Genomic DNA, 25810 nt, shown 5'->3' with positions numbered 1-25810 from the left:
TTCCTGTACTGACGATTTGGGGTAACAGCTGGGCTCGCTGAGCGCTGGCTGAACTGAATCTCGAACGTAACAACTCCTTAATCGTGTGTCCACAATTGTGAAATATGTCGGCGGTTGACACGCGCTCGCATCAAGGCCAGCTACCGCTGTAGAGCCGGGCGTGTACGGCGATGTCGACACGAGCCGGTAAACTGCACCGCTTCGCGAGCGCACGGTCAGGCAGTGACCGCGTGCCGCATACGATGAACCGGGTAGACAATGGCGATGAAGTTGAAACAACACGTGCGCGCCGCGACGGGTGCAGCTCAGGGCTGCGACGCATGAACGGCGAACGCAGAATTGCCGCGCATGCAGTGCAGGGCGCACTGGCTCCGCATCCGCGCATCCGCAATGTCATTGCGGTGGGGTCGGGCAAGGGTGGGGTGGGCAAGTCCACCACGGCGGTGAATCTGGCGCTGGCGCTGCGGCAGCAGGGCGCACGCGTGGGCGTGCTGGACGCCGATATCTATGGCCCCAGCGTGCCGGCGATGCTGGGCCTGAGCGGGCGCCCGGATAGCCCGGACAACAAGTCGATCGAGCCCTTGCGCGCGTTCGGGATCGAGGCGATGTCGATCGGCCTGCTGGTGGATCAGGACACGCCGATGATCTGGCGCGGCCCGATGGCCACCTCCGCCCTGACCCAGCTGTTCAACGACACCCTGTGGGACGACCTGGATTATCTGCTGATCGACCTGCCGCCCGGCACCGGTGATATCCAGCTGACCCTGTCGCAGAAGATTCCGGTAGCCGGTGCGGTGATCGTCACCACGCCCCAGGACATCGCCACGCTGGATGCGCGCAAAGCCTTGAAGATGTTCGAAAAGGTCGAGGTGCCGGTGCTGGGCATCGTCGAGAACATGGCGGTGCATACCTGCAGCAACTGCGGGCATCGCGAGCACCTGTTCGGCGAAGGCGGTGGCGAGCGCATGGCCGCGCAGTACGGCGTGCCGCTGCTGGGGTCGTTGCCGCTGGCGATCGGGATCCGCGAGCAGGGCGATGCCGGTCAACCCATTGTGGTGGCCGCGCCGGAATCGACAGCAGCGCAGGCGTATCTGGCGGCTGCCGCGCGCCTGGCCGAGGAATTGGGCAAGCGCCCGCGCGCCAGCATCCCGATTTCGGCCTCGCTGCTATAGAGCAGCCAACTAAACGACTGCGCTCACTTCCAGGCGGGCGCGGCCGGTGTTCGAATCGGCATGTACCTTTCGCACGCTGCGGCTCCCCAGCGCCGTCTACGCCCACCTGAGGTCTGCTCGCGACGTTGTGTTCGCTACTCTCAGTACACCGGCCGGCCGCCGATGCCGGCCGCTTGCTAGAATTTGCCGTCTTTCGCGCGGGCCGCCCGGCCCGCCGCCTTCCGTCTTCAAGGAACACCGCATGAGCATCAAGAGCGACCGCTGGATCAAGCGCATGGCCGAACAGCACGCGATGATCGAGCCGTTCGAGCCCGGGCAGATCAAGCACGACGCCGCCGGGCAGCGCATCGTCAGCTTCGGCACCTCCAGCTACGGCTACGACGTGCGCTGCTCGCGCGAGTTCAAGGTCTTCACCAACATCAACTCGACGATCGTTGATCCGAAGCATTTCGACCCGGGCAGCTTTGTCGACATCGAATCCGATGTCTGCATCATCCCGCCGAACAGCTTCGCGTTGGCGCGTACGGTGGAATATTTCCGCATTCCGCGCGACACATTGGTGGTGTGCCTGGGCAAGAGCACTTACGCGCGCTGCGGCATCATCGTCAACGTGACTCCGCTGGAGCCGGAATGGGAAGGTCACGTGACGCTGGAATTCAGCAATACCACGCCGTTGCCGGCGCGCATCTACGCCAACGAAGGCGTGGCGCAGATGCTGTTCTTCCAGTCCGATGAAGTGTGCGAGACCTCGTACAAGGACCGTGGCGGCAAGTACCAGGGCCAGACCGGCGTGACCTTGCCGCGGACCTGAGGCATGGGCTGCCGTGGCCTTCAGCAGGTCGCGGCGGCTTTTTCGCGATAACGCAGCAGCTGGCGCACGCCGGCAGCGATGAGAAAGGCCGGCCACCAGGTGGCGATCAGGTGGCCCACATCCAGATCGGCCAGCCCCAGGTTGTCCAGCAGAAACAACGCGCCCAGGACGATCAGAAACAGAGCGGGAATCAGGCGGTAGTGCATGGCGACATCCTCGGTTGGTGTGAGGCCATGCTGCGCGCGATACGGCTGCCGATCAGGTGCCAGAAGTCAACAGTTGCGGATGACAAACGTCATGTCCGGTGGCTGCAGGCTACCTGCGCTAAGAGCAGGCATCAGTCCAAGGGTAGGGCGGGCTTTCCTGCGATAAGCACATGAGGTGCGGGTTGGGTGCTGCCACTAGTGAGCGCATGAGGCGTCGCCCGTTCCCTCATTCGCCCCTGCGGGGCACCTTCTCCCCCCATAAAGGAGGACAATGTCCCAAGGGGAGAAGAACAGGCGCCAGGGTGCCGCCGCAGAACGGCCACGCTAGCCATCAGCACCTGGGCGCCGCTGTTGCGATGCCCCCAATCCCGATTCCCGAATCCCCGCCCGACCTACTTGCCGCGCCCGAACAGCATCCCGATGCCGCAGGCGACCAGCGCCGCCGGCCACCAAGTGGCGATCAGCCGGCCAAGACTGAGATTGGTCCAGCCCAGGTTGTTGGCCAGGAACAGCAGACCCACCAGGATCAGGATCAGCGCGGCGACGACATTGGATTTCATGCGAGAAGGCAGGTTGGCGAACGGGCGCCTATCGTAGCCGTTGCGCCCATGCCGCGACACGCTCCCGCAGGGCGTCGGCGGCAAATCGCTGCGCGCTGCCGTTGCCCCAGACCGGCCCGGGCCAGGCCGCATCGCCGGGATGGCGGCCGACCAGGTGCACGTGCAGCTGCCGCACGATATTGCCCAGCGCACCGAGATTGAGCTTGCCCACGCCCGGCTCCACGCGCAGCAACTGCGAGAGCTGGTTGATCTCGGCCAGCAACAGGCGCTGCTGGCCGCCATCCAGATCGATCCACTCGCTGACATCGGCCACCCGTGGCACCAGCACCAGCCACGGGAAGCGTGTGTCGTCCATCAGGCGGACCTGCGACAATGGCCCGTCGGCGACGAACACCGTGTCGGCCGCCAGGCGCGGATCCAGCTGAAACCCGTCCGCTGCAGCACCGCCGGATGCCGGTGCACTCATCCCAGGTGCGCTTCGAAGAAACCCAAGGTGCGTTCCAGCGCGCGTTCGGCGCTGTCGGCGTCGTAGTGGGTGGGGTCGATGCTGCGATTGAAGGCATGGCCGGTGGGGTACACGAAGGTCTCCATCTGCGGCAGCTTCTCGCGATGCGCCTGGATCGCTTCCGGCGGAATGCTGGCGTCCTGCTCGCCGAAGTGAAACATCACCGGGGCCTTGGGGGTTTCGTCCAGCAGCTGGGTGTTGCGGCCGCCGTAGTAGCTCACCGAGGGCAGGCCCAGACGGATGGCCGACAGCAGCGCCACCGAGCCGCCCCAGCAATAGCCCACCGTGCCCACCTTGCCGGCGCGGGTCAGCAGCGTGGCGGCGGATTTCACCACCTCCACCGCGCGTTCCAGGCCGACCGCATTGGCCAATGCCAGACCGCGCTGGAGGCTTTCCTGGTCGTAGGGCAGCTGCACGTCCTTTTCTTCCAGATCGAAGAAGGCCGGTGCCAGCACCTCGTAGCCGCGCGCGGCGTAATCGTCGGCGACCGCGCGGATATGTTCGTTGACGCCGAAGATCTCCTGAATCACCACCAGGCCGCCGCGCGGGCTGGAGGCGGGGGTGGCGTGCCAGGCGGCAACCTGGCCGTCGGGGGTGTCGAGCGTGGTCCAGTGACCCATGGGAATTCCTGATGTGCAGCGGGGTAGGCGCGCATTATCGACCGGACCGGCATCGTGAAAAGTGAGGGTTTCGCAAAGCCGACCCCGCTGGCGAGGCACGGCGGTTCAGAGCGCTGCCCGCGCGCCGCTATAATTGGCCCTGCCCAGGCCCCAGGCCGCTCCACTCCCAGGCTCCTGCTTCCATGTCCCAGCTGAACCCCAAAGTCGGCTTCGTCAGCCTTGGCTGCCCGAAAGCGCTCGTCGATTCCGAACGCATCCTCACCCAGCTGCGCGTGGAGGGCTACGACATCGTGCCCAGCTACGACGCCGCCGACGTGGTGGTGGTCAATACCTGCGGCTTCATCGATTCGGCGGTGACCGAATCGCTGGATGCGATCGGCGAGGCGATGAACGCCAACGGCAAGGTGATCGTCACCGGCTGCCTGGGCAAGCGCCCGGAGCAGATCCGCGAGGCCTACCCGCAGGTGCTGGCGGTGTCCGGCCCGCAGGACTACCAGAGCGTGATGGAAGCGGTGCACGCCGCGCTGCCGCCGCGGCACGACCCGTTCGTGGATCTGGTGCCGGACTACGGCATCAAGCTGACGCCGCGCCATTACGCTTACTTGAAGATTTCCGAAGGCTGCAACCATCGCTGCAGCTTCTGCATCATCCCCTCGATGCGCGGAGATTTGGTCTCGCGCCCGGTGGACGAAGTGTTGCGCGAGGCCGAACGGCTGGTGCGCGGCGGGGTCAAGGAGCTGCTGGTGGTCTCGCAGGACACCTCCGCCTACGGCGTGGATCTGAAGTACGCCGAGCGCCCGTGGCGCGACCGCATGTACCAGACCCGCATGAAGGCGTTGTGCGAAGGCCTGTCCGAGCTGGGCGTGTGGACGCGCCTGCATTACGTCTACCCGTACCCACACGTGGACGACGTCATTCCGCTGATGGCCGAAGGCAAGCTGCTGCCGTATCTGGACATCCCGTTCCAGCACGCCAGCCCGCGCATCCTCAAGCTGATGAAGCGCCCGGGCGCGGTGGACAAGACCCTGGAGCGCGTACAGCGCTGGAAGGCGATGTGCCCGGAGATCACCGTGCGCTCGACCTTCATCGTTGGCTTCCCCGGTGAAACCGAGGCCGAGTTCGCGTCCATGCTGGACTTCCTGGACCAGGCACAGCTCGATCGCGTCGGCGCGTTCGCATACTCGCCGGTGGATGGCGCCAGCGCCAATGCGCTGCCGGATCAGGTGCCGGAAGAGGTCAAGCAGGAGCGCCTGGCGCGCTTCATGGCCAAGCAGGCGGAGATCTCTGCGCTGCGTCTGGAAGCCAAGATCGGCAGCGTGCAGCAATGCCTGGTGGATCTGATCGAAGACGACATCGCGGTGGCACGTTCGCGCGCGGACGCACCGGAAATCGACGGCCTGGTGCATATCCAGAACGGCGGCGAGCTCCAGTTGAAGGTGGGCGACCTGGTCGACGTGGAAATCACCGACAGCGACGAGCACGACCTGTTCGGCGATGCGCTGCCGGCCAATGGCGCGATCCAGCAAGGGCGGTCGTTGAATCTGCAGATGGTGTAACCGGCCACGTGTCGGGACACCGCCGTCCGTAGGAGCGCACTTGTGCGCGATGAGGCGTTATCGATGATGCCCCCATCGCGCACACGTGCGCTCCTGCACGCGCCAAGGTCATCCTGGCCCCGGCCGCCGGCCGCCGGCCGCCGGCCGCCGGCCGCCGAGCGCCAGCGGAATGCGATCACGCGGCTACTGGCCGGTGTAATCGACCGACACCACTACGAAGCTGTGCTTGCCAGACGGCAGTTGCGCGTCGAATTCGTCGTCCACGCGCTTTTTCAGCAGCGCGCGCGCCAGCGGCGAATCGATGCTGATCCAGCCGCGTGCGGCATCGGTTTCGTCCGGGCCGACGATGCGGTAGCGCAGCAGCTCGCCGCTGTCGGCATCTTCCAGTTCCACCAGCGCGCCGAAAAACACCGCCTGCGGGTCGGTGGGCGCGGTGTCCACCACGCGCAGCGCTTCCAGGCGCTTGCTCAGGTAGCGCACGCGGCGGTCGATCTCGCCCAGCTGCTTCTTGCGATAGGTGTACTCCGCGTTTTCCGAGCGGTCGCCTTCCGCAGCGGCCGCAGCCAGCGCGCGCACCACCTCCGGCCGGCGCACGCGCCACAGCTCTTCCAGCTCGGCCTTGAGGCGCACATGGCCTTCCGGGGTGATCAGTGCGGTGCTTTTTTCGGCAGGCGGGCGCCAGCGGCTCATGGTCGGGCGGGGCATCGAACGGCGGGGGCGCGATGCTAGCGCGCATGGCGTGCTTGCGCATCTGCCGCCGCACAGCGAAGCTTTGCGCCATTCTCGGACACGGATGTCGTCATGCTGCTCATGCCGCTGCACAAACCCTGGTCGCGCCAGAACATTCCCTGGGTGACGCTGCTGCTGGTGCTGATCAACGTGGTCGTCTACGTCGGTTATCAGCGCAAGGACGATGCGCTGGTCGAGGATGCCGTGCGCTACTACGTCGACTCCGGGCTGGGCACGCTGGAAGCGGCGGCGCACGCCCGCTATCTGGAACAGACCAGCGACCTCAGGTTGCGTGCTGCGCGGCAGGGCAAGCTGGCTGCCGCTCCTGCGCGCCAGCGCACCGCCTATCTGGCCCACCTGACGATGCACGATGTCGCCTTTGCGCAGGCATTGCGCCGCGGCACGCTATTCAACAACGAAGAACAGCTGCGCCAATGGCAGGGCTTGCGTGCGCCGTACGACGCGCGGCTGTCCAGGGTATTCACGTTGCGCCATCTGCAACGCAGTTCCGAATGGTCGCCTGCGCGCATGCTGTCGGCCACCTTCCTGCATGGAGACCTGAATCATCTGTTCGGCAACATGGTGTTCCTGCTGGCGCTGGGCACCTTGCTGGAAGGTGCGATCGGCAGCGGATGGTTCCTGCTGCTGTACCTGGCGGGCGGCTTCGGCGCCAGTGCGGCGAGCCTGTGGTGGCGTTGGGGCCAGCCCGGTGGCGGGCTGGGCGCGTCCGGCGCCATTGCCGCACTGATGGGCGCATTTTGCGTGGTCTGGGGCCGCCGCCGGGTGCGGTTCTTCTACTGGTTTTTCGTGGTGTTCAACTACGTGCGTGGGCCTGCAATCCTGTTGCTGCCGCTATGGCTGGGCTGGGAAATCTACAGCCTGCTGTGGAGCGAGAACGGCTCGGTGGCGTTCGAGGCGCATGCCGGCGGCCTGGTCAGTGGCGCGCTGCTGGGCGCGATCCTCGTAGCCACGCGTCAGATCCGCCCGGGGTTCATGGACGAGCACGCGCCTGCGCAGGCCGATGACCGCTGGGCGCGCGCGCAGTCGCATCTGGGGCGTATGGAAAACCGTGAGGCAGAGCGGTTGCTGGCCGAGCTGGCCGATGAAATGCCGCAGAGCCTGGAAATCGCGCTGGCGCGCTACCGCGTTGCACGCAATGCCGGGAGCAGGCAGGACACGCTGCGACACGCGCAGACCATGTTGCGGCTGCCGTCGCATACGGCAGAACAGACGCGGCTCCAGTTGGGCGTGGCAGCAGAGCTGGGCAAGGACCTGGCCCTGTGCGAGCTGCCGGCTCGCATGGCCTTGGTCGACGCCTGCCTCAGCAACGGGCTGCTGGCCGATGCCGAGCGTGTGTTGAAGGACTGCGAAAGCGACGCGCCCCGGGCCGAGCTTGCCCAGCGATGGTTCGTGCTGGCATTGCGCCACGGCGACCTGCACGCCGGGGAGCAGCGCACGCGGTTGCTGCGACTGGTGCTGGACCAGTTTCCCGAGCAGGGGCAGGCGGCCAAGGCACGGTTTCTGCTCGAGAACGGATGAGCGTGGCGAACGACACCTGGCGGCGCGTTGTCAGGTGGGGGGACGACGCGGAGAAGGCGGAGTGCGCGCGAGGTATCCGCTGATTCGAACGCATGCCGCGCCCGTCTGGCAACGAGCGCAGTGGTTTTGTCAGCGGCTATCAGTTGGCCGCAGCCATCGGCCGACGTGCCACGCTGACGATCGCTCGCGCCCCTGCGCGGCTGTCTTTACGCCGGCTGGATCGCAACCGCGCGCAATGCCGCATCCAGCTTTGCGCGCTGCGCTGCATCGTCGCAGCGCTCCGTTGCGTGTTGCAGCAGCGCACGTGCCTGGTCGTCGCGGCCCAAGCGCTCGGCCAGCATCAGGCCCGCGTCCAGCGACCAGCTCGGCAGCATCGGGTCGCGCGGCCAGGCTGCGATGGCGGCCAGCAAGCCATCGGTGGCCAGCTGGAACTGCCCGGCCATCTTGGCGCGCTCGGCCAGCAGGGTGGCCTGCTCCGGCAGCAGCGGGGTGAATGCAGGGTCGCTGTCCAGCGCTTCGCGCTGCAGTGCGAGCGCGCGGCGTTCCTGCTTTTCCTGCAGCAGGCGGTTGATGTAGTGCCGGGTGTGTTCGTGTAGTTCGTCGCTGCGATGGTGCTGTCGGAGCAGGCGCTGATACAGCTCGTGCACCGCCAGGCTCACCGCACGCGAGCGCACCGCACCGCGCACTGCCTGAAAGGCCTCGTCGGTGTGACCCTCGCGCACATGGTGTTCGGCCTCATCGAGCAGGCGCTGATCCGGATCGGCACGTTCCTGCACGTCGCCGCCGTTGGGGGTATAGCCCAGCGCTTCGTGGTACTGGTAGACCAGATACCCCATCAGATGGAAGCTGGCGAACAGGGCCCAGATGGAGGCCACCAGCGTGGTCGCCTCGCGCACGATGGGCGGCAGATATGTCAGTGCAATGAACGCCGCCGCCGTGCCGCTGCCCTGGATCACATACAGCAGCCCGTAGGCGGCCAGATATGGCCAGCCGATGCGCATCGCCATGTCGATCGAAACCGCAGGGTTCAATGCGCGCCGCAGGCTGCCGTCGATGGCAAGCGAAATGAGCATGCCGGGCAACAGCAACAGGGTTGCCACATAGGCGATGGTCAGCCCGAACGGGCCCGCGACCACGGCGGCCGCGCCGATCACGATGCCCAGCGCGATGGCCAGCAGGATCAGGCGCAGCACCGCGCTGTCGAAGCTGTTGTATCCGAGCCGGGGCGCATCGGCTTGCCCATCGGCGGTGTGGCGCAGGATGTCGAAGGCGTAGGTGTAGGTCGCCATGCCCAACACGCCCATGACCAGCAGCTTCAGAATGCCCGGCAACACCAGCAATGCACTGCATAGCGTCAGCGCGATCAGCGCATACAGCGCCGAGCCGCGCAGCGGGTAAGTGGCAATGGCGGGAATGCGGGTCCAGAACGGCGCAGGCGCGGCCTGCACGGCCTTGCGCGCGCGAAAACGGTCTTCCATGACGCTCCCCACGCGTGTGATGTGAAGGGATTGTGCGACGATGCGCGGCCTCGTGCAATTGGGCGTTGAGGCCTTTCGGCCGCTGCGGTCCGGGCGGGTCAGTTGCCTGCGGCCTGCGGCTCGTTGTCGCCGGTTCGCCGCGTGGGGCCGCGCGCCCCAGATGCCCTGCGCTTCCCATGCCATCCCATGGCGCCTGTCCTTTTCCTATCGCAAGGAGCTCCGCGTGAATCCATCGACCCTGGACACCCCGCAGGTCCGTATTCGCAGCATCGATGTGCTGTCCGACAACTGGTATGTGCTCCGCAAGGTCACCTTCGACTTCCTGCGCAAGGACGGCCGTTGGCAGACCCTGTCGCGCGAGGCATACGACCGCGGCAACGGCGCCACCATCCTGCTCTACAGCCGCGCCAGGCAGACGGTGATGTTGACCCGGCAATTTCGCCTGCCTACGCTGCTCAATGGCAATCCGGACGGCCTGTTGATCGAGGCCTGCGCCGGCCTGCTGGACCGCGACGATCCGCAGACCTGCATCCGCAAGGAAACCGAAGAGGAAACCGGCTACCGCATCGATCACGTGCGCAAGGTATTCGAGGCCTTCATGAGTCCGGGCTCGGTCACCGAGCGGCTGTACTTCTTCGTCGGCGAATACTTCGACGGCGACAAGGTGAGCGACGGCGGCGGCGTCGAAGAGGACGGCGAGGAGATCGAGGTGCTTGAACTGTCACTCGACGATGCGCTGGCAATGATCGGCTCCGGCGAGATCGCCGATGCCAAGACCATCATGCTGCTGCAGTACGCCAAGCTGCATGGCGTGCTGGACTAGCTCGCGGATGAGCACCCGTGAGCGCAAGCGTTGCTAGGCGGCTTGTCGTGCGTTGGAACCTGCAAGACGACAAAGTCACGCGGCTTACGCGTGACAAGGCAGGTGAACCGCATCAGCAGAATCGTGACGGCCAGTCCACCAGGAGCCTGCTTGAAGTCGCTTGTCTCGCGGCAAAGGCCTTCGCGCGAAGATAGGGCGCGCCGCCGTCAGCGCGTTTTTCTCAGTACCTTGTCGTCGTATTCCGGTGATCTGCCGCTATGGCAGTTCTGCCCGTCTTGAACGAGGAGGTACTTGGGATGCTGGTCGTCGCTGGAGGGAAGATCCTCTTCGACGGCAAACGCGTAGATGTTCGGCCCTACCAGCCGATCGTCGACATCAATGAAGTTGAGCACGAGACAGCTGCCGATCCGCTCGTCCATGTCCCAGAAACCTGTCATGGTCCGCGGCGCGTCATTTACTTGGCCGCCAGCGATACAGAAGGTTTTCAACGTATAGCGCTGCATCTTTCTGCTCGGAGTGGGCATCGAAAGCGAAAGTTCGGCACTGACCACCCGGCAGTCTTGCGCATAGGACTCGAGTTGCCCGGTGTAATGACCGGTCAGCAGTTGCTGACGCTCCAGGGGCCATAGATCGCTCTGGTTTGCCGGTTCGGCTGCGGCCGTACCGGCGGCGACGATCGCGATGGCCATCGTGCAGGCCAGTCGCGTGTTCTTTGCATCCTTGCTCATGGCATTCCTTGGTGGGCGTCGAGCTCAGCGCTTCCCGCCAAAAATGCTTCCAAAAATACCCCGCACGATCTGCTGGCCGATCTTGCTGCCGATGGTGCGCGAGGTCTGCTTGGCCATCGTTTCCAGCATGCCCTGGCGGCGTCCGGTGCCGAACACGGCATCCTTGACCGCCTTGCCGAAGCCGCTGTCCTGCGCGTCCTCCTGCGCGCGGCTGCGGGCGGGTGGGGCGGCGGTCTGCGTGGCCACCTGTTCCACGCGGCGTGCCAGCAGTTCGGCGGCCGATTCGCGATTGATCGCGGTGTCGTAGCGGGTACCAACCGGGCTGGCCGCGCGGACCTGCGCGCGTTCGGGCGCGCTGATGGCGCCCATGCGGCAACGCGGCGGCGCGATCAGCGTCTGCTGCACCGGCGCCGGCACGCCCTTGCCCTGCAATGGCGATACCAGGGCTTCGCCGGTGCCCAGGCTGGAAATGGCGCTGGCCACGTCGAGCTTGGGATTGGCCACGAAGGTTTGCGCGGCGGTCTTGACCGCCTTCTGGTCACGCGGGGTGTAGGCGCGCAACGCGTGCTGTACGCGGTTGCCGAGCTGGCCGAGGATGGTGTCCGGGATGTCGTCGGGAAACTGCGAGCAGAAATACACCCCGACGCCCTTGGAACGAATCAAGCGCACCACCTGTTCGATGCGCTGCACCAGCGCGGCCGGCGCATCGTCGAACAGCAGGTGCGCCTCGTCGAAGACGAACACCAGCTTGGGCTGGTCCAGGTCGCCCACTTCCGGCAAGCCCTCGAACAGTTCGGACAACAACCACAGCAGGAAGGTGGAATACAGCTTCGGCTTGAGCACCAGTTGATTGGCCGCCAGGATGCCGATCACGCCGCGACCATCCGGGGCCACGCGCATCAGCTCGGCCAGTCCCAGCGCCGGTTCACCGAAGAACTGCTCGCCGCCGTCCTGCGCCAGCCGCAGCAGCGCGCGCTGGATCGCGGCCACCGACTGCGCCGACACCAGTCCGTAGCTGGTGGACAGTTCCTTGCGCTCTTCCACCACCAGCGCCAGCAACGCGCGCAGGTCGTCCAGATCCAGCAGCAACAGGCCACGGTCATCGGCGAGTTTGAACACGATGTCGAGTACGCCGGACTGGGTGTCGTTGAGTTCCAGGATGCGCGCAAGCAGGGTGGGGCCCATTTCGCTCACGGTGGTGCGCACCGGGTGGCCGAGCTGACCGAACAGGTCCCAGAACACCACCGGGCTGGCGGCCGGCGCGTAGTCGGCGATGCCCACATCCGTGGCGCGCTGCAGCACAGCGGGCGCGCCGTCGCCGGCCGCGGCCAGCCCGGCGACGTCGCCCTTCACGTCGGCCAGGAACACCGGCACCCCCAACCGCGAAAAGCCTTCGGCCAGGGTCATCAGGGTCACGGTCTTGCCGGTGCCGGTGGCGCCGGCTACCAGGCCATGCCGATTGCCGAAGCGGCCTTCCAGGGTGACCGGGATGTCGTCGGTAACGCCTTTGCCGAGCAGGAATGAGGCCATTGCGCAGATCCGGTGGAAGAAAGGCAGGATTCTAGCGGGCAACCTCGCCCGTCCAGGCAGGCGATAAAGAATTTTGGGGGCTGGCTCTACGATCAGGTTGGCACGCCTGCGGCGCGGGGCGGTCGGCGCTATGCCGTCCCGTCCTCGAACCGCCGTACCGATGCGATGTGGCTGCGTGTCGCCCGCTCGCCAAGCTAACGGGCCACTGACCCTGGCGTCCGCCGCGCCTTGCCCCGGTATCGCCCCGGCGGCTACCCTGCCTGCCTTTCCGCTGTACTGCCTACGATGCCGCTCGCTCATTTTGGTTTGCGCCCATGGCCTGTCCTGGCTGTGGTGGCGCTGATGTCTGTCGTCCCCGCCGCCCACGCGATCTCCAAACGCGACACGGAGAAGGCCGCCGCGCTCGATGCGCGCATGGCCGCCGCCGAAAAGCGCTACCGCGATGCGCTGGTGCTGGTGAACAACTCCGATCCGAAGGGCACCGCCGAGGGCGACGCTGCACTGGAAGACATGGAGGACGTCATCGACGCCTGCATCAAGCAGCGCGGTTGCCTGGTCGCCAATCAACTGGCCACCTACAAGCGCCTGCTCAAGGCGCGCGCCGACGCCGAAGCGCCGGCCGCCGAAGACCCGGAAGATGACGACACCCTGCTGCAGGCCGACCCCGACCATCTCGGCCCGGCTTCCAATGGCGTGCCCGAAGCGGCGCGGGCGGCGACGCTGCTCAACGACCAGCGCCACGAGTTCGACAAGATGGTGCAGTACAACCCGGCGGTGCAGGCCGGCATCCGGCGCTGGCTGACCGACATGCGCCCGGCGCTGATGACCAGCTACGACAACTACAGCAACCTGCGCGGGGTAATGTGGCCGGAATGGCAGAAGCGCGGGCTGCCGGAGGCGCTGCTGTTCGGCATCATGGCCAAGGAATCCAACGGCAAGGTGCACGCCAGTTCGCGCGCCGGCGCGGCCGGACTGATGCAGTTCATGCCGGCCACCGGGCGCCGTTTCGGGCTGGGCCCGGACGGCACCGGCTTCGACACGCGCTTCGATGCACGCAGCGCCGCCGAAGCCAGCGCCGCCTATCTCAACGAGCGCATGGCCGGGCTCAACCGCAGCATCGAGCTGGCACTGGCGGCCTACAACGGCGGCGAAGGGCGCGCGGCACGCGTGTTTTCGCAATTTGGCGGGCGCGGCTTCTGGGAACAGGATGTCTATAACCAGTTCCCGGCCGAAACCAAGGACTACGTGCCGATGGTGATCGCGGCGGCGTGGATCTTCCTGCACCCGCGACAGTACGGCGTGGACTTCCCCAAGCTCGACGCGCAGCCGGCCACGCTCAAGCTGGCCAAGTCGACCACGATCTACGAACTCACCATCTGCCTGGGGGGCATGGGCGCACGTGATGGCTACATGCGTGCGCTGCGCAACCTCAACCCGCGCTACGAATCCGATGGCTGGATTCCGGCCGGCACCGTCATCAACGCCACCAATCGCATCGCCAGCCTGTACACGCGTTACTGCGTGAGCGGCCCGCGTGCGGACCTGGCACGCACCCTGATCACGGCCGATCTCAACAACGCCATCGTGCGCAGCAGCAGCGCGCCCGAATACGTGCCCAGCGTGGCAGTGGGCGATGTCAGCCAGATGGCCGGCGTGCCCACCACCGTGGCCACCGGCCAGCCGGCGGTCGCCAAGCCCAAGGCCAGGCAGGCGCGCAGCTACACCATCGCCAAGGGCGACACGCTCGGCCGCGTGGCGAACAAGTACCAGTGCGAGATCAAGGAGCTGGCCAAGGCCAACGGCCTGAAGGCGCCGGCGTACGCGCTCAAGCCGGGGCAGAGCATCAAGCTGGCGGGCTGCGACCGCTGAGTTGCGCAGGTGGTGCCGTGCTGATGGCCGCACCCTTTAGACGGCGGTGCGCATCGGCCTGAACCCGCTGGCGTGGGAGCAGGCCAGGCCGCGCGAACGCCGCTCCGTTAGCCCGGGTCTGGGCAGCGTGTTTTCAATCGAAGGCTTGGCAAACGGCGCGCGGGTGTGCGACGCCTTGTCGGGAATGCCTCGTCGCGGCCAGGTCCGCTCCTACGATGGCGGCGAGCGCACGACAAGGCTGCTTGCCGTAGGAGCGGACCTGGCCGCGACGAAGCCGTCCAGGTAGTCCTGTTGTGCGCAGTGTGTTGCGTTATCTGGGCTGAGCAAAACGGCGCGTAGGAGCGCCGCATCGTTGGGAATGCCGGGCCGCGACCAGGTCCGCTCCTAAGACGGTGTCGTTGCAATTCACTGGCGACGCGCAAGCGCTTGCCCCAGCCGCACCGATGTCTCGGCCGCAAGTGCACCATTGAGCGTGGCCACACCCGGCGGCAGCAACACGATCACGGTCGAGCCGTAGTTGAACCTGGCCATCTCCGCAAACCGTTCCAGCACGATGCCCTTGCCGCAGTAATCCTTGCGGGTGATGCGGTCGCCATAGCGCGGAATCTCCACGCCGCTCCAGACCGTCTCCACGCCGGAGACCAGCAGCGCGCCCACCATCACCGACGCCATCGGGCCAAAGTCGGTGTCGAAGTGGCACACCAGGCGCTCGTTGCGGGCGAACAGGCGCGGCACATTGCGCACCGCATCCGGGCCCACGCTGAACAGCCGGCCGGGCACGTGCACCGTTTCGCGCAGGGTGCCGGTCCACGGCATATGCACGCGGTGATAGTCCTTGGGCGACAGGTACACGGTGGCGAACAGGCCGTTGTTGAACGGCACTGCGGCCGCTTCATCGCCGAGCAACTCGGCGGCGGTGAACGACTGCCCCTTGGCCTGGAAAATGCGACCGTTTTCGATCGGGCCAAGCTGGCTGATGCGGCCGTCGGCCGGCATCAGCAAGGCTGCCGGGTCGGCATCGGGCACGCGCGCGCCGGGCTTCAAGGCGCGGGTGAAAAACGCGTTGAAGGTGGGATAGGCGCGCGGGTCAGGCTGCTGCGCTTCGCTCAGATCCACGCCGAACTTGCGCGTCACCGTGTCGATCAACCACTGCTTGGTGGACGGTGTCTCGGAATAGGCCAGCGCGCGCGCCAGCGAGGACAGCAACCGGTGCGGCAGCACGTAGGTCAGGGAAGTGACAAGACTCACGGAGCGGTTACCTTGGTCAGCTGTTGGAGGTCGGCGGCAATCGCCTTCGGGTCGAGCGGGGGACGGATCAGGCCGGCCAGGCGGCCTTGCGGATCGAGCACGGCGATGCCGGCCGAATGATCCATGCTGTAGTCGTTGGGATTCTGCGCAAACCCCTTGCCCGGCACCTTCTGGAACACGAAGCCCAGCGCGGTGGCAAAGCGCTCCAGCGCCGGTACGTCGGCGGTGGCGGCCAGGGTGTCCTTGTGGAAGGCGTGCGCGTACTCGCCCAGGCGCGCAGGCGGGTCGCGCTGCGGGTCCACCGAGACGAACAGCACGCGCGGGCGCAAGCCATCGGGAATGCTTTCCCATTGCTTCTGCGCCACGGCCAGATCGGTCAAGGTGGTCGGGCAGACATCCGGGCAGAAGGTAAAGCCCAGAAACACCAGCGTCCAATGCCCCTTGAGCTCGCCGGGCACCAGTTGGGTGCCGTCGGACTGGCGCAGGCTGAATTGCGGCAGCGGGCGCGGCTGCGGATAAAAGGTGATGGTCTTGGTGGGCGGCCAGGGCGAATCGGGCGCGCCGCCAAGGAACTTCTGGCCGAGCAACAACCCCAGGCCGGCGGCCAGCGCCACCAGCAGCACGATGCCGGTATTGCGATTGAACATGGCGGTTTCCAGTGCAACGGACGCTCATGATACCGATCCGACCTCTATAATCGGGGGCCGATTCCTCTTTAGTTGTTGCCATGACTGCCGCCGCGGCCGACGAACTGCACACCATCATCGACCTGATCCGCTACGGCACCAGCCGTTTCAACGCAGCCGGTCTGACCTTCGGCCACAGCTACGACAACGCGCTGGACGAAGCCACTCAGCTGGTCCTGCACAGCCTGCATCTGCCGCACGATCTGGGCCCGGCCTACGGCCAGGCGCGTTTGCTGCGCTCGGAAAAAGAGCAGGTGCTCGGCTTGTTCGAACGCCGCATCAGCGAGCGCGTGCCGGCGGCCTATCTCACTGGCGAGGCCTGGTTTGCCGGTCTGAGTTTCAAGAGCGATGCGCGCGCCCTGGTGCCGCGTTCGCCGATCGCCGAATTGATCGAAGCCGGCTTCGAGCCCTGGTTGGGCGGCCGTGAAGTGACCCGCGCACTCGACCTGTGCACCGGCTCAGGCTGTATTGCCATTGCGATGGGCCACTACAACCCGCAGTGGGATGTGGACGGCGTGGACATCAGCGACGATGCGCTGGCGCTGGCGGCCGAAAACAAGGCGCGCCTGCATGCCGACAACGTCAGCCTGCTCAAGTCGGACCTGTTCGCCGGGCTGGGCGGTCGCCAGTACGACCTGATCGTCACCAATCCGCCGTACGTCACCAACGACGAAACCGACGCGCTGCCGCAGGAGTATTCCTACGAGCCCGAACTCGGCCTGCGTGCCGGCTACGATGGTCTGGACCTGGTGCTGAAAATCCTGCGCGATGCGCCGCAGCACCTGAGCGAAGATGGCTTGCTGATTTGCGAAGTAGGCGAATCCGAGCAGCATCTGATCAAGCTGCTGCCGGAAGTGGACTTGGCCTGGGTCGAGTTCAAGGTCGGGCAGATGGGCATCTTCGCGGTGGAATGCCGCGAATTGATCGCGCACGGCGCACGCATCGCCGAGCTGGCCGCGCAGCGATGAGCCTGCGCGCATGAGTGCCAATTCGTTCGGCAAGCTGTTCACCGTCACCACCTTCGGCGAATCGCATGGGCCGGCGATCGGCTGCGTGGTCGATGGCTGCCCTCCCGGCCTGGAAATTGCGCCGGAAGAGTTCAGCCACGATCTGCAGCGCCGTGCCAGCGGCAAGAGCCGGCACACCTCGGCGCGCCGCGAGGCCGATGAGATCGAGATCCTCTCCGGCGTGTACGAAGGCCGCACCACCGGCACGCCGATCGGCCTGCTGATCCGCAACACCGATCAGCGCAGCAAGGACTACAGCAACATCGCCCAGCAGTTCCGTCCCGGCCATGCGGATTACACCTATTGGCAGAAGTACGGCATTCGCGATCCGCGCGGCGGCGGGCGCTCGTCGGCGCGCGAAACCACCATGCGCGTCGCCGCAGGCGTCATCGCCAAGAAGTGGCTCAAGCAGCGCTACGGCGTGCTGGTGCGCGGCTTCCTGTCGCAGCTGGGCGAAATCCGCCCGACCGGTTTCGACTGGAATGCGGTGGAAGACAACCCGTTCTTCTGGCCGCATGCCGCGCAGGTGCCGGAGCTGGAAACCTACATGGATGCGCTGCGCAAATCCGGCGATTCGGTCGGTGCACGCGTGGACGTGGTGGCCGGCGGCGTGCCGGCAGGCTGGGGCGAGCCGATCTACGGCAAGCTCGATGCCGAACTTGCGGCTGCGTTGATGAGCATCAATGCGGTCAAGGGCGTGGAGATCGGCGACGGCTTCGCCAGCGCCGCGCAGAAGGGTACCGAACACCGCGACCTGATCACGCCGGAAGGCTTTCTCAGCAACCATGCCGGCGGCATCCTGGGCGGTATTTCCACCGGCCAGGCGGTCACTGCTTCGATGGTGCTCAAGCCCACTTCCAGCCTGCGCCTGCCCGGCGCGACGGTGGATGCCGATGGCAGTGTGGTCGATGTCATCACCACCGGCCGGCACGACCCGTGCGTGGGCATCCGCGCCACCCCGATCGCCGAGGCGATGATGGCGCTGGTGCTGATGGACCAGGCACTGCGCCACCGCGCGCAATGCGGCGATGTGGGTGAGATCTCGCCGCGCATTCCCGGTCAGGTCGATGTCTGACGCGGGTCGCGCCAGGGTGTGGGTCAGCCAGCCGTTGTTCGACGATGTCGTCGCGCAGCTGGGCGAGCATTTCGAGCTGACCACCACGCAGCGCGTCAGCGCGTATTCGCCGGCCGAACTGGCCGCGCAACTGGCACCGCTGGACGGCGCCCTGATCACCCTCAACGAGCGCATCGGCGCGGCCGAAATCGCCTCGGCCCCGCAGTTGCGCGCCATCGCCAATGTCGGCGTGGGCTACAACAATCTGGATCTGGATGCGCTGAGCGCGGCCGGCATCCTGGCGAGCAATACGCCGGATGTGCTCACCGAAACCACGGCCGATCTCGGCTTTGCGTTGCTGATGGCCACCGCGCGCCGCATCACCGAAGCCGAGCGCTGGCTGCGCGACGGGCAGTGGGGGCAGTGGTCGTTCAAGACCATGCTCGGTGCCGATATCCATGGCAGCACGCTGGGCATCCTGGGCATGGGCCGGATCGGGCAGGGCATCGCACGGCGCGGCGCGCACGGCTTCGGCATGCGCGTGCTGTACCACAACCGCAGCCAGTTGCCGGCCGCCACCGAACAGGCGCTGGGCGCGCAGTACGTGGATTTCGAGACCTTGCTGGCGCAGTCCGATCATCTGGTGCTGGTGGTGCCGTACACCAAGGACTCGCACCACATCATCGACGCGGCGGCGCTGGGCAAGATGCGCGCCACCGCCACGCTGGTGAACATCGCGCGCGGCGGCATCGTCGATGAGCTGGCGCTGGCCGATGCGCTGGCCAACGGGCGTCTGGCCGGTGCCGGCCTGGATGTGTACGAAGGCGAACCCCGCGTGCGTCCGGAGCTGCTGGCGCTGCGCAACGTGGTGCTCACCCCGCATATCGGCAGCGCCAGCCTGGCCACGCGCCGTGCGATGGTGCAGCTGGCGGTGGACAACCTGATCGCTGCGCTGGGCAAAGGCCCGCATGCCGGCCATCCGCCGAGCGCGCTCAATGCCGATGCGGTTGCCGCTGCCAAACATGGCGGCACCGGCGCGGATGCGAAAAAAGCCGGCGTCACCGGCACCATCTCGACCAAACGATAGGGAACCTCCGCGGCCAGCTTTGGAGGTTCCCCGAACCCAGCGCGCAGTGCTTCCTCTTTCCCCCTTTTCGATAAAGACAAACCTCATGAGCAACGAAAACCGTCGTTTCAACGTCGCGGTCGTGGGCGCCACCGGCGCTGTCGGCGAGACCATGCTGAGCATCCTGGCCGAGCGCAACTTCCCGGTCGCCACCCTGTACGCGCTGGCGTCGTCGCGCTCGGCGGGCGGGCAGGTCGAGTTCAATGGCGGCAAGGTCGATGTGCAGGATCTGGCCGACTTCGATCCGACTGGCGTGGACATCGCGCTGTTCTCCGCGGGCGGCAGCGTGTCCAAGGAATACGGCCCCAAGTTCGCCGCGGCCGGTGCGGTGGTGATCGATAATTCGTCGGCGTTCCGCTACGACGACGACGTGCCGCTGGTGGTCTCCGAGGTCAACCCGGAAGCGCTCAAGCAGCGCCCGCGCGGCATCGTCGCCAACCCCAATTGCTCGACCATGCAGATGCTGGTGGCATTGGGCCCGATCCACCGCACCTACGGCATCGAGCGCATCAATGTGGCGACCTACCAATCGGTCTCCGGCGGCGGGCGTTCGGCGATGGAAGAACTGGGCAAGCAGACCAGCGAATTGCTGAGCTTCCAGGAAATCGACCCGCAGCGGTTCCCGGTGCAGATTGCCTTCAATTTGATCCCGCACATCGACGACTTCCAGGACAACGGCTACACCAAGGAAGAGATGAAGCTGGTCTGGGAAACCCGCAAGATCCTCGGCGACGACAGCATCCAGGTGAACCCCACCGCGGTGCGCGTGCCGGTGTTCTACGGTCACTCCGAAGCGGTGGCGATCGAAACCCGCGACAAGATCACCGTAGAAGCGGCGCGCGCGCTGCTGGCAGCATCGCCCGGCGTGGAAGTGGTGGACGAGCGCAAGCCCGGCGGCTACCCGACCCCGGTCACGCACGCCTCCGGCAAGGACGCAGTGTTCGTCGGCCGCATCCGCGAAGACTTCTCGCATCCGCGTGGTCTGAACCTGTGGATCGTGTCCGACAACATCCGCAAGGGTGCTGCGCTCAACGCCGTGCAACTGGCCGAACTGGTCGCCCAGGAAGGCTGATCCGTCGGCTGCGTAGGAGCGCGCTTGCGCGCGATGGGGCTTTCCCGGTGAAGCCCCATCGCGCACAAGCGCGCTCCTACCGATGACCTGACGCATGGATGTCGCATTGCGACAGCTTATGCGCTCTGCACAGGGGCGCCGACTTTTTCGCTCATCCAGCGGCTATATTGATGCCCATGAAACATAGGGGCAGGGGCGCGATGCGTCCGATACACGGGTTGGGTGCGTTGCTGCTGATGGCCTGCAGTGGCGCAGCCATGGCATTGGGACTTGGCGATATCCGGGTGCTGTCCAAGCCCGGGCAGCCGTTGGTGGCCGAAATTCCGGTCATCTCCAACGAGCCGGGCGAGCTCGACAACGCGCGCGTGGCACTGGCGTCGGCCACTACTTTCGCGCGCGTCGGACTGGAGCGGCCGCAGGGTCTGGTCAGCAGTCTGCAGTTCCAGTTCGCGCAGGATGCGCGCGGGCGGGCGGTGATCCGGGTGACCAGCAGTCAGCCGGTGGACCAACCGGCGATCAACTTCCTGATCGAAGTGGAGTGGGGCCAGGGCCGGCTGGTACGCGAGTACGCCGCCCTGGTCGATGCGCCCAACACCGCTGCCGCGATCGCCGAGCCCGCCATCGAAGCGCCGCGCGCCGGCGCCAGCAATACCATCGCCCGTGAGCCGGCGGCTGCCCAGGCAGCGGTCGAACGCGCTGCGCAGGGCGCCCCCAGCGCCGCTGCGGCGCCCTCACGGCCCGCCCCGGCTAGCGCCGCGGCGTCGCAGACCGGCGATGCGCTGCCGGCCGTGCGCTCGGGCCAGACCTTGTCGGAGATCGCGGCGCGCCTGGCACGTTCCAGCGGGCATTCGCTGGACCAGACCATGCTGGCGCTGCTGCGCACCAATCCCGATGCCTTCGTCAACGGCAACATCAATCGACTGAAGCAAGGCGCAGTGCTGCGCACCCCGCAGGAAGACGCGCTGGCGCAGGTCGGTGCGGCCGAAGCCACCGTGATGGTGCGCGAGCAGGCTGCCCAGTGGCGTCAGTCGCGGTCGGCCATTCCGCAACCGGCCGATGCCGGTGCCGCGGCCGCAACAGCCCCGGCCCCGCCCGCGTCCGCCGCGCCCGGTGCCGGCGCGCGGCTCGAAATCGCCCCGGCAGTGGCGAGTCAGACCAACACCGCCGGCGCCACGTCCGGCACCAGTGCCGAAGGCGAGGGCGAGATGGCGGCCAACCAACAGTTGCAACAGGCCAAGGAAGACATCGCCACCCGCGATGCGGAATTGCAGGACCTGCGCTCACGCGTGGCCGATCTGGAAAAGCTCAAGCAGCAGCAACAAGCCTTGATCGCGATGAAGGACACCGACCTGGCCGCCGCGCAGAAGCGTCTTGCCGAGGCGCCGCAGGCAGCACCGCAAGGTGGTGGCTTCCCGCTGTGGCTGATCGGTGGGCTGGTGCTGATCGTGGCTGCGGTTGTCGCGTGGCTGGCCGCGCGTCGCCGCAAGCCCTCGCCGTTGCCGCCGTTGCCGCGGCGCCAGTTCGACTTCGTGCCGCCGGTCGCGCCGGCCGACGGCGGCGAGCCGCAGGACGACGTGCACGCCACCGAGCCGAGCGAGCGCGATGTGGTGCACGAAACCGAATTCGAACAGGTCGACCTGCGCGAAGACGAGCGCACCCATGACGTGCAGCCGCCGTTGTCGGAGGTGCTGCGGCGCGAGCCGCTGCTGTCCGAGCCAGCCGCTGCGCCGCCGGTGGTCAACAGCGACGAGTGGCGTTCGCTGCGTGCCACTCCGGCGGCAACGTCGCCACCGGTAGCCGCGTTCCAGGCCGCCGATTCCCCGTTCCCGTCTGACGCGTCGCAGGCGCCCGAGCAGGCCGAGCCTGTCCAGCCCGTGCACGCGGAGCGCGCGCCCGACCTCGGCGCCCCGTCGGCGGCAGCGTCGACTGCGCACGATGGCGTCCAGGACGGCTTCGACGTCGACCGCGCCCCCCAGGATGTCGTTCCGGCTCCTGCGACTCCGCTGGCAGCGGCTGCACCCGGCGCGGTGGGCCGCAGGGAAGTTGCCTCCGCAGGCCGTGACCGCCTGGAGCTGGCAGTGGCGTACATGGACCTGGGCGACAAGGACACGGCGCGTGGCCTGCTGCTGGAAGTCGCGGCCACCGGCGATGATGCCACCCGCGCCGAAGCCGCCGAGCTGCTGGAACGCCTGGCATGAGCCCGGCCATGGACAGCCTTGCGGTACGCGAGCGACGGATCGACTACGTGGAGTTCGCATCCACCGATCCCGACGCCAGCCGGGCCTTCTTCGAAACCGTGTTCGGCTGGCAGTTCCAGGCCTACGGGCCGGATTACCTGGCCTTCAACGACGGTCGCCTGGATGGCGGCTTCTACCGCGCCGGCACGCCTGCTCCGGCAGAAGGCGGCCCCTTGGTCGTGCTGTATGCCGACGACCTGGCGCCGATGCTCGATCGGGTGCGCGCCGCCGGCGGCGAGATCGTCAAGCCGGTCTTCGGCTTTCCGGGTGGCAGCCGGTTCCACTTCCGCGAGCCCGGCGGCGCCACGCTGGCCGTGTGGTCCGAGCGCACGATCGCGTCAAGCGACTGACCACGCGCCTGTGTGAGCCGCGTGCTACCGCGGCTCGCCATCGGCCGATGCTATCGGACAACGCTGCTCGTACACTTCACCTTCTCCGCATAGCGGGGCTGTGCTGGCACCTGCCTGCGATGGTGGCGTCGGCATGACCGGCGTTCGGTTTCATCGATTCATTCATAGGGCAGGTACCGATGCGTTACGCGCTGGGCGTGGAGTATGACGGCAGCGAGTTTCAGGGCTGGCAGCAACTGGGCGAGCATGGCGGGCCGAGCGTGCAGGCCAGCCTGCAGACGGCGCTGTCGTCGGTGGCCGATGCCCCGATCCAGGTGGTCTGCGCAGGGCGAACCGACGCCGGCGTGCATGGCGAATGCCAGGTGGTGCACTTCGACAGCGATGCGCGACGTCAGCCGCGTGGCTGGATGCTGGGCACCACGGCGCGGCTGCCGGCTTCGATCGCGGTGCGCTGGTGCGTGCCCGTTGCCGACGACTTCCATGCACGCTTTGCCGCGCGCGCCCGGCGGTATCGCTACCGCCTGCTGAATCGTCAGATCCGCCCGGCACTGTATCGGCAGACGCTGAGCTGGGAACGTCGGCCGCTCGATGCCCAGGCCATGCATGCTGCCGCCCAGGCCTTGCTGGGCGAAAACGACTTCAGCGCGTTTCGCAGCGTGCAATGCCAGGCCTTGCATGCGCGTCGCAACCTGCAGGCAATCAGCGTGCAGCGCATCGGCGAAGTGGTGGAGGTGCAGGTGCAGGCCAATGCATTCCTTCATCACATGGTGCGGAATATTGTGGGCTCGCTGATGTTGGTCGGAACCGGCGAACAGCCGGCCGACTGGATCGCGACGTTGCTCGCCGGGCGCGACCGCACGGTTGCCGGGCCGACAGCGCCGCCACAAGGTCTGGTGTTTATCGGGCCTCTGTATCCTGCAGAGTGGCTTCTGCCCGCCGAGGTGACCCAATGAATCGATCGCTGTACCGCACCCGTATCAAGTTCTGTGGCATGACCCGCGCCGGTGACATCCGACTGGCCGGGGAGCTGGGTGTGGACGCGGTAGGTTTCATCTTTGCCCACGGCAGCCCGCGCCGCGTGGCGCCGGCCGAGGCGCGCGCCATGCGCCAGGCCACCGCGCCGATGGTCGACGTGGTGGCCCTGTTCCGCAACAATTCCAAGGAAGAAGTGCGTGAGGTGGTCCGCACCGTGCGCCCGACCCTGCTGCAGTTCCACGGCGAGGAAGACGACGCGTTCTGCCGCAGTTTCAACCTGCCTTATCTGAAGGCCGTGCCGATGGGCAGCACCGGCGTGAACGGCGAAGACGCCAATGCACGCACGCTGCAGCTGGCCTATCCCAATACGGCCGGCTTCCTGTTCGACAGCCATGCGCCTGGCGCTGGCGGCGGCACCGGCAAGACCTTCGACTGGTCGCGACTCCCCACCGGCTTGCACCGCCCATTTCTTCTTGCCGGCGGCATCACCGCCGACAATGTGTTCGACGCGATCGTCGCGACGCTGCCCTGGGGCGTGGATGTCTCCAGTGGTGTGGAACTTGCGCCCGGCATCAAGGATGGCCACAAGATGCGCAAGTTTGTCGAAGAGGTGCGCCGCGCCGATTGTCACGAGATGGGGTGAGGGCGGGATTCGGGAGTCGGGATTCGTAACAGCGGTGGGTTGAGGCGATTGGTTGATGGGCAGACCTACGCGTTTGCGCGCTGGCAGGTTTCTGACTTCGATCCGTCGGCAGTTGCGCGCCCCGCGTTGTTGGTGTGCCGGCTGCGCCGAGGTGGCGCCTATCCGCTAGAGCGATTCAGCCAGTGACTGCATGCCTTCGCGCTTGCGAAGCTCAGACGTGTCGTTTCGCACCTTCTTGGTAGCGACATCGGTGCATGGTCTTGCGCCTGGTAATCGTGTCGTCGGTGCATGGTCGTAATCAGCCGTGCTGGCGCTGCGGTCGTGCGACGGCCGCCCGCGATGCCGCTCAGGTGGCTGCGGCATGCATGGCCGGCGAGGTGTGCTGATCGTTTGCCAGGGCGCTGCCTAGCCAATCCGCCAGCTGTGCAATACGTGGGTCAGGATTGCGCTTTGCGGCGCATAGCACCCAGCGGCCGCGGGTGGCGGTGAATCCCCAGGGCGCCAGCAGGCGCCCGGCCGCCAGATCGGCCGCGACCAGGGCCTGCGGGGCGATCGCGATGCCCAGGCCCGCGGCGGCCGCCTCCAGCAGATACACCAGATGTTCGAACTCGGTTCCCAGCCGTAACGCGTCGCGCGCCAGGCCGTGGGCCTGGGCCCATTCCGGCCACGCCTGTGGGCGCGAACGGGTGTGCAGCACGGCGTGATCGAGCAGGGCGGCCGGGTGGTTGCCAGCGAGCCGCAAGGCCGAGGCAAGGTGCGGGCTGAGCACCGGCCCGATCCATTCCACGCCCAGGTCATGCACTTGCCAGTTGCCGGGCCAGGGTGGGGTGTCCAGCAACAAGGCCGCGTCCAGGCCATCCAGATCCGCGCTGGGCGGTTGTTCGTTGGCCGACAGGTGCAGGCGCATGTCCGGAAGGTCGTGTTGCAACTGGCCCAGGCGCGGGATGACCCAGCGTGCAAGCAGGCTGCCGGAGCAGCCCAGCACCAATGGCGCCTCGGTGGCCGGGCGTCGCAGACCGGCCCAGGTGTCGGCAATCAGGGCGAACCCTTCTCCGGTGGCATCGCGCAAGCGCGCGCCGGCAGCGGTCAATACCAGGCCGCGGCCCTGGCGGACAAACAGGGCCGCACCCAGGGCGTGTTCCAGCGCGCGGACGTGGCGGCTGATGGCGCCATGGGTCACGTGCAGCTCCTGCGCCGCGCGGCTGAGGCTCTGCAGACGCGCGGCGGCTTCGAAGGCGCGCAGGGCCGCCAGCGGTGGGAGTAGGCTGCTCATGTGTGAGTCCAGG

General features: G+C 66.8%; 25 protein-coding genes and 1 other RNA gene. 15 read left to right on the top strand and 11 right to left on the bottom strand.

Translation table 11 applies throughout. The annotated features are described in order from the left end of the window. Positions 1–320: 320 nt before the first annotated feature. From apbC to dcd, 3 genes are all read left to right on the top strand, one after another. Positions 321–1172 carry an iron-sulfur cluster carrier protein ApbC gene (gene apbC, locus ACCQ10_RS13420; RefSeq protein ID WP_372360950.1) on the top strand — a complete coding sequence of 284 codons (852 nt, stop codon included), beginning with the start codon at positions 321–323 and terminating at the stop codon, positions 1170–1172. A gap of 60 nt (positions 1173–1232) precedes the next feature. After that, positions 1233–1308: non-coding RNA, sX9 sRNA (locus tag ACCQ10_RS13415), on the top strand. A gap of 105 nt (positions 1309–1413) precedes the next feature. Beyond that, positions 1414–1983 carry a dCTP deaminase gene (gene dcd, locus ACCQ10_RS13410; protein ID WP_005912996.1) on the top strand — a complete coding sequence of 190 codons (570 nt, stop codon included), beginning with the start codon at positions 1414–1416 and terminating at the stop codon, positions 1981–1983. A gap of 20 nt (positions 1984–2003) precedes the next feature. Here dcd and ACCQ10_RS13405 read toward each other — a convergent pair whose 3' ends face one another. The 4 genes from ACCQ10_RS13405 to ACCQ10_RS13390 all read right to left on the bottom strand — a co-directional run bounded on the left by ACCQ10_RS13405 (position 2004) and on the right by ACCQ10_RS13390 (position 3874). After that, positions 2004–2189 carry a LiaI-LiaF-like domain-containing protein gene (locus ACCQ10_RS13405; protein ID WP_166745086.1) on the bottom strand — a complete coding sequence of 62 codons (186 nt, stop codon included), beginning with the start codon at positions 2187–2189 and terminating at the stop codon, positions 2004–2006. A gap of 392 nt (positions 2190–2581) precedes the next feature. After that, positions 2582–2749: a LiaI-LiaF-like domain-containing protein gene (locus ACCQ10_RS13400; RefSeq protein WP_003486900.1), complete on the bottom strand. Its 168-nt coding sequence runs from the start codon at positions 2747–2749 to the stop codon at positions 2582–2584. Positions 2750–2777: 28 nt separating this feature from the next. Then, positions 2778–3215, bottom strand: a complete 438-nt coding sequence (locus tag ACCQ10_RS13395) for an HIT domain-containing protein (RefSeq protein ID WP_372360949.1) — start codon at positions 3213–3215, stop codon at positions 2778–2780. Continuing rightward, positions 3212–3874: a dienelactone hydrolase family protein gene (locus ACCQ10_RS13390; protein WP_039406157.1), complete on the bottom strand. Its 663-nt coding sequence runs from the start codon at positions 3872–3874 to the stop codon at positions 3212–3214. Before ACCQ10_RS13390 ends, ACCQ10_RS13395 begins: the two co-directional genes overlap by 4 nt. A gap of 182 nt (positions 3875–4056) precedes the next feature. Here ACCQ10_RS13390 and rimO point away from each other — a divergent pair, with 182 nt between their 5' ends. Then, positions 4057–5430: a 30S ribosomal protein S12 methylthiotransferase RimO gene (gene rimO, locus ACCQ10_RS13385; protein ID WP_166748946.1), complete on the top strand. Its 1374-nt coding sequence runs from the start codon at positions 4057–4059 to the stop codon at positions 5428–5430. 183 nt (positions 5431–5613) lie between these two features. On the opposite strand, the gene greB is transcribed toward rimO, so the two are convergent. Next, on the bottom strand, positions 5614–6120 hold the full coding sequence (gene greB, locus ACCQ10_RS13380; RefSeq protein WP_372360948.1) for a transcription elongation factor GreB: 507 nt from the start codon (positions 6118–6120) through the stop codon (positions 5614–5616). 111 nt (positions 6121–6231) lie between these two features. Between greB and ACCQ10_RS13375 the strand changes: the two genes are divergently transcribed. After that, positions 6232–7698 carry a rhomboid family intramembrane serine protease gene (locus ACCQ10_RS13375; protein ID WP_372360947.1) on the top strand — a complete coding sequence of 489 codons (1467 nt, stop codon included), beginning with the start codon at positions 6232–6234 and terminating at the stop codon, positions 7696–7698. A 206-nt stretch (positions 7699–7904) separates the two neighbouring features. Here the strand turns inward: ACCQ10_RS13375 and ACCQ10_RS13370 are convergent, their stop codons facing one another. Continuing rightward, positions 7905–9176, bottom strand: a complete 1272-nt coding sequence (locus ACCQ10_RS13370; RefSeq protein ID WP_372360946.1) for a tetratricopeptide repeat protein — start codon at positions 9174–9176, stop codon at positions 7905–7907. A 223-nt stretch (positions 9177–9399) separates the two neighbouring features. On the opposite strand from ACCQ10_RS13370, the gene nudK reads away from it, so the two are divergent. Further along, positions 9400–9999, top strand: a complete 600-nt coding sequence (nudK, locus tag ACCQ10_RS13365) for a GDP-mannose pyrophosphatase NudK (RefSeq protein ID WP_372360945.1) — start codon at positions 9400–9402, stop codon at positions 9997–9999. A 206-nt stretch (positions 10000–10205) separates the two neighbouring features. Here nudK and ACCQ10_RS13360 read toward each other — a convergent pair whose 3' ends face one another. Together ACCQ10_RS13360 and ACCQ10_RS13355 are read right to left on the bottom strand one after the other, a co-directional pair. Beyond that, positions 10206–10727, bottom strand: coding sequence for a hypothetical protein (locus tag ACCQ10_RS13360; protein WP_372360944.1), 522 nt, complete (start codon positions 10725–10727; stop codon positions 10206–10208). 24 nt (positions 10728–10751) lie between these two features. Then, entirely contained in the window at positions 10752–12257 is a 1506-nt protein-coding gene (locus tag ACCQ10_RS13355) for a helicase HerA-like domain-containing protein (protein ID WP_372360943.1), read from the bottom strand. A 285-nt stretch (positions 12258–12542) separates the two neighbouring features. Here ACCQ10_RS13355 and ACCQ10_RS13350 point away from each other — a divergent pair, with 285 nt between their 5' ends. Beyond that, the gene (locus ACCQ10_RS13350; RefSeq protein ID WP_372360942.1) at positions 12543–14126 is read left to right on the top strand and encodes a transglycosylase SLT domain-containing protein; all 1584 of its coding nucleotides are present in this window, start codon (positions 12543–12545) and stop codon (positions 14124–14126) included. A 405-nt stretch (positions 14127–14531) separates the two neighbouring features. Here the strand turns inward: ACCQ10_RS13350 and asd are convergent, their stop codons facing one another. Both asd and ACCQ10_RS13340 read right to left on the bottom strand, forming a co-directional pair. Continuing rightward, entirely contained in the window at positions 14532–15374 is an 843-nt protein-coding gene (gene asd / locus ACCQ10_RS13345; protein WP_372360941.1) for an archaetidylserine decarboxylase, read from the bottom strand. Continuing rightward, the gene (locus ACCQ10_RS13340) at positions 15371–16021 is read right to left on the bottom strand and encodes an SCO family protein (RefSeq protein ID WP_372360940.1); all 651 of its coding nucleotides are present in this window, start codon (positions 16019–16021) and stop codon (positions 15371–15373) included. Before ACCQ10_RS13340 ends, asd begins: the two co-directional genes overlap by 4 nt. An 80-nt stretch (positions 16022–16101) precedes the next feature. On the opposite strand from ACCQ10_RS13340, the gene prmB reads away from it, so the two are divergent. The 8 genes from prmB to ACCQ10_RS13300 all read left to right on the top strand — a co-directional run bounded on the left by prmB (position 16102) and on the right by ACCQ10_RS13300 (position 24524). Then, positions 16102–17028, top strand: a complete 927-nt coding sequence (gene prmB, locus ACCQ10_RS13335; protein WP_372360939.1) for a 50S ribosomal protein L3 N(5)-glutamine methyltransferase — start codon at positions 16102–16104, stop codon at positions 17026–17028. 10 nt (positions 17029–17038) lie between these two features. After that, positions 17039–18142: a chorismate synthase gene (gene aroC / locus ACCQ10_RS13330; protein ID WP_372360938.1), complete on the top strand. Its 1104-nt coding sequence runs from the start codon at positions 17039–17041 to the stop codon at positions 18140–18142. After that, positions 18135–19208, top strand: a complete 1074-nt coding sequence (locus ACCQ10_RS13325; protein ID WP_372360937.1) for a 2-hydroxyacid dehydrogenase — start codon at positions 18135–18137, stop codon at positions 19206–19208. Before aroC ends, ACCQ10_RS13325 begins: the two co-directional genes overlap by 8 nt. 85 nt (positions 19209–19293) lie before the next feature. Then, complete coding sequence (locus ACCQ10_RS13320) at positions 19294–20319, top strand: aspartate-semialdehyde dehydrogenase (RefSeq protein ID WP_372360936.1); 1026 nt, start codon at positions 19294–19296, stop codon at positions 20317–20319. 200 nt (positions 20320–20519) lie between these two features. Next, a complete protein-coding gene (locus tag ACCQ10_RS13315; RefSeq protein WP_506191956.1) occupies positions 20520–22517 on the top strand; it encodes a motility hub landmark protein FimV in 1998 nt (665 codons plus the stop codon). After that, entirely contained in the window at positions 22514–22906 is a 393-nt protein-coding gene (locus tag ACCQ10_RS13310) for a VOC family protein (protein ID WP_184385068.1), read from the top strand. The genes ACCQ10_RS13315 and ACCQ10_RS13310 overlap by 4 nt, the downstream gene beginning before the upstream one ends. 179 nt (positions 22907–23085) lie before the next feature. Next, a complete protein-coding gene (truA, locus tag ACCQ10_RS13305) occupies positions 23086–23859 on the top strand; it encodes a tRNA pseudouridine(38-40) synthase TruA (protein ID WP_372360935.1) in 774 nt (257 codons plus the stop codon). After that, positions 23856–24524: a phosphoribosylanthranilate isomerase gene (locus ACCQ10_RS13300; RefSeq protein WP_184555109.1), complete on the top strand. Its 669-nt coding sequence runs from the start codon at positions 23856–23858 to the stop codon at positions 24522–24524. Before truA ends, ACCQ10_RS13300 begins: the two co-directional genes overlap by 4 nt. Positions 24525–24870: 346 nt before the next feature. On the opposite strand, the gene ACCQ10_RS13295 is transcribed toward ACCQ10_RS13300, so the two are convergent. After that, positions 24871–25797, bottom strand: coding sequence for a LysR family transcriptional regulator (locus tag ACCQ10_RS13295; protein ID WP_372360934.1), 927 nt, complete (start codon positions 25795–25797; stop codon positions 24871–24873). Between the last annotated feature and the right edge of the window lie 13 nt (positions 25798–25810).

It is taken from the genome of Xanthomonas sp. NCPPB 1325 (assembly GCF_041477645.2).
In the GTDB taxonomy this organism is placed as follows: domain Bacteria; phylum Pseudomonadota; class Gammaproteobacteria; order Xanthomonadales; family Xanthomonadaceae; genus Xanthomonas; species Xanthomonas cannabis.
Note: the sequence above shows the minus strand (reverse complement) of the source record. Positions and strands in the feature narration are given on the sequence as shown.

Excerpts from the sequence above, each read along its gene's own strand:
- apbC (WP_372360950.1), top strand. The coding sequence starts at position 321 with ATGAACGGCGAACGCAGAATTGCCGCGCATGCAGTGCAGGGCGCACTG.
- dcd (WP_005912996.1), top strand. The coding sequence starts at position 1,414 with ATGAGCATCAAGAGCGACCGCTGGATCAAGCGCATGGCCGAACAGCAC.
- ACCQ10_RS13405 (WP_166745086.1), bottom strand. The coding sequence starts at position 2,189 with ATGCACTACCGCCTGATTCCCGCTCTGTTTCTGATCGTCCTGGGCGCG.
- ACCQ10_RS13400 (WP_003486900.1), bottom strand. The coding sequence starts at position 2,749 with ATGAAATCCAATGTCGTCGCCGCGCTGATCCTGATCCTGGTGGGTCTG.
- ACCQ10_RS13395 (WP_372360949.1), bottom strand. The coding sequence starts at position 3,215 with ATGAGTGCACCGGCATCCGGCGGTGCTGCAGCGGACGGGTTTCAGCTG.
- ACCQ10_RS13390 (WP_039406157.1), bottom strand. The coding sequence starts at position 3,874 with ATGGGTCACTGGACCACGCTCGACACCCCCGACGGCCAGGTTGCCGCC.
- rimO (WP_166748946.1), top strand. The coding sequence starts at position 4,057 with ATGTCCCAGCTGAACCCCAAAGTCGGCTTCGTCAGCCTTGGCTGCCCG.
- greB (WP_372360948.1), bottom strand. The coding sequence starts at position 6,120 with ATGAGCCGCTGGCGCCCGCCTGCCGAAAAAAGCACCGCACTGATCACC.
- ACCQ10_RS13375 (WP_372360947.1), top strand. The coding sequence starts at position 6,232 with ATGCTGCTCATGCCGCTGCACAAACCCTGGTCGCGCCAGAACATTCCC.
- ACCQ10_RS13370 (WP_372360946.1), bottom strand. The coding sequence starts at position 9,176 with ATGGAAGACCGTTTTCGCGCGCGCAAGGCCGTGCAGGCCGCGCCTGCG.
- ACCQ10_RS13360 (WP_372360944.1), bottom strand. The coding sequence starts at position 10,727 with ATGAGCAAGGATGCAAAGAACACGCGACTGGCCTGCACGATGGCCATC.
- ACCQ10_RS13355 (WP_372360943.1), bottom strand. The coding sequence starts at position 12,257 with ATGGCCTCATTCCTGCTCGGCAAAGGCGTTACCGACGACATCCCGGTC.
- ACCQ10_RS13350 (WP_372360942.1), top strand. The coding sequence starts at position 12,543 with ATGCCGCTCGCTCATTTTGGTTTGCGCCCATGGCCTGTCCTGGCTGTG.
- ACCQ10_RS13340 (WP_372360940.1), bottom strand. The coding sequence starts at position 16,021 with ATGTTCAATCGCAATACCGGCATCGTGCTGCTGGTGGCGCTGGCCGCC.
- prmB (WP_372360939.1), top strand. The coding sequence starts at position 16,102 with ATGACTGCCGCCGCGGCCGACGAACTGCACACCATCATCGACCTGATC.
- aroC (WP_372360938.1), top strand. The coding sequence starts at position 17,039 with ATGAGTGCCAATTCGTTCGGCAAGCTGTTCACCGTCACCACCTTCGGC.
- ACCQ10_RS13325 (WP_372360937.1), top strand. The coding sequence starts at position 18,135 with ATGTCTGACGCGGGTCGCGCCAGGGTGTGGGTCAGCCAGCCGTTGTTC.
- ACCQ10_RS13320 (WP_372360936.1), top strand. The coding sequence starts at position 19,294 with ATGAGCAACGAAAACCGTCGTTTCAACGTCGCGGTCGTGGGCGCCACC.
- ACCQ10_RS13315 (WP_506191956.1), top strand. The coding sequence starts at position 20,520 with ATGCGTCCGATACACGGGTTGGGTGCGTTGCTGCTGATGGCCTGCAGT.
- ACCQ10_RS13310 (WP_184385068.1), top strand. The coding sequence starts at position 22,514 with ATGAGCCCGGCCATGGACAGCCTTGCGGTACGCGAGCGACGGATCGAC.
- truA (WP_372360935.1), top strand. The coding sequence starts at position 23,086 with ATGCGTTACGCGCTGGGCGTGGAGTATGACGGCAGCGAGTTTCAGGGC.
- ACCQ10_RS13300 (WP_184555109.1), top strand. The coding sequence starts at position 23,856 with ATGAATCGATCGCTGTACCGCACCCGTATCAAGTTCTGTGGCATGACC.
- ACCQ10_RS13295 (WP_372360934.1), bottom strand. The coding sequence starts at position 25,797 with ATGAGCAGCCTACTCCCACCGCTGGCGGCCCTGCGCGCCTTCGAAGCC.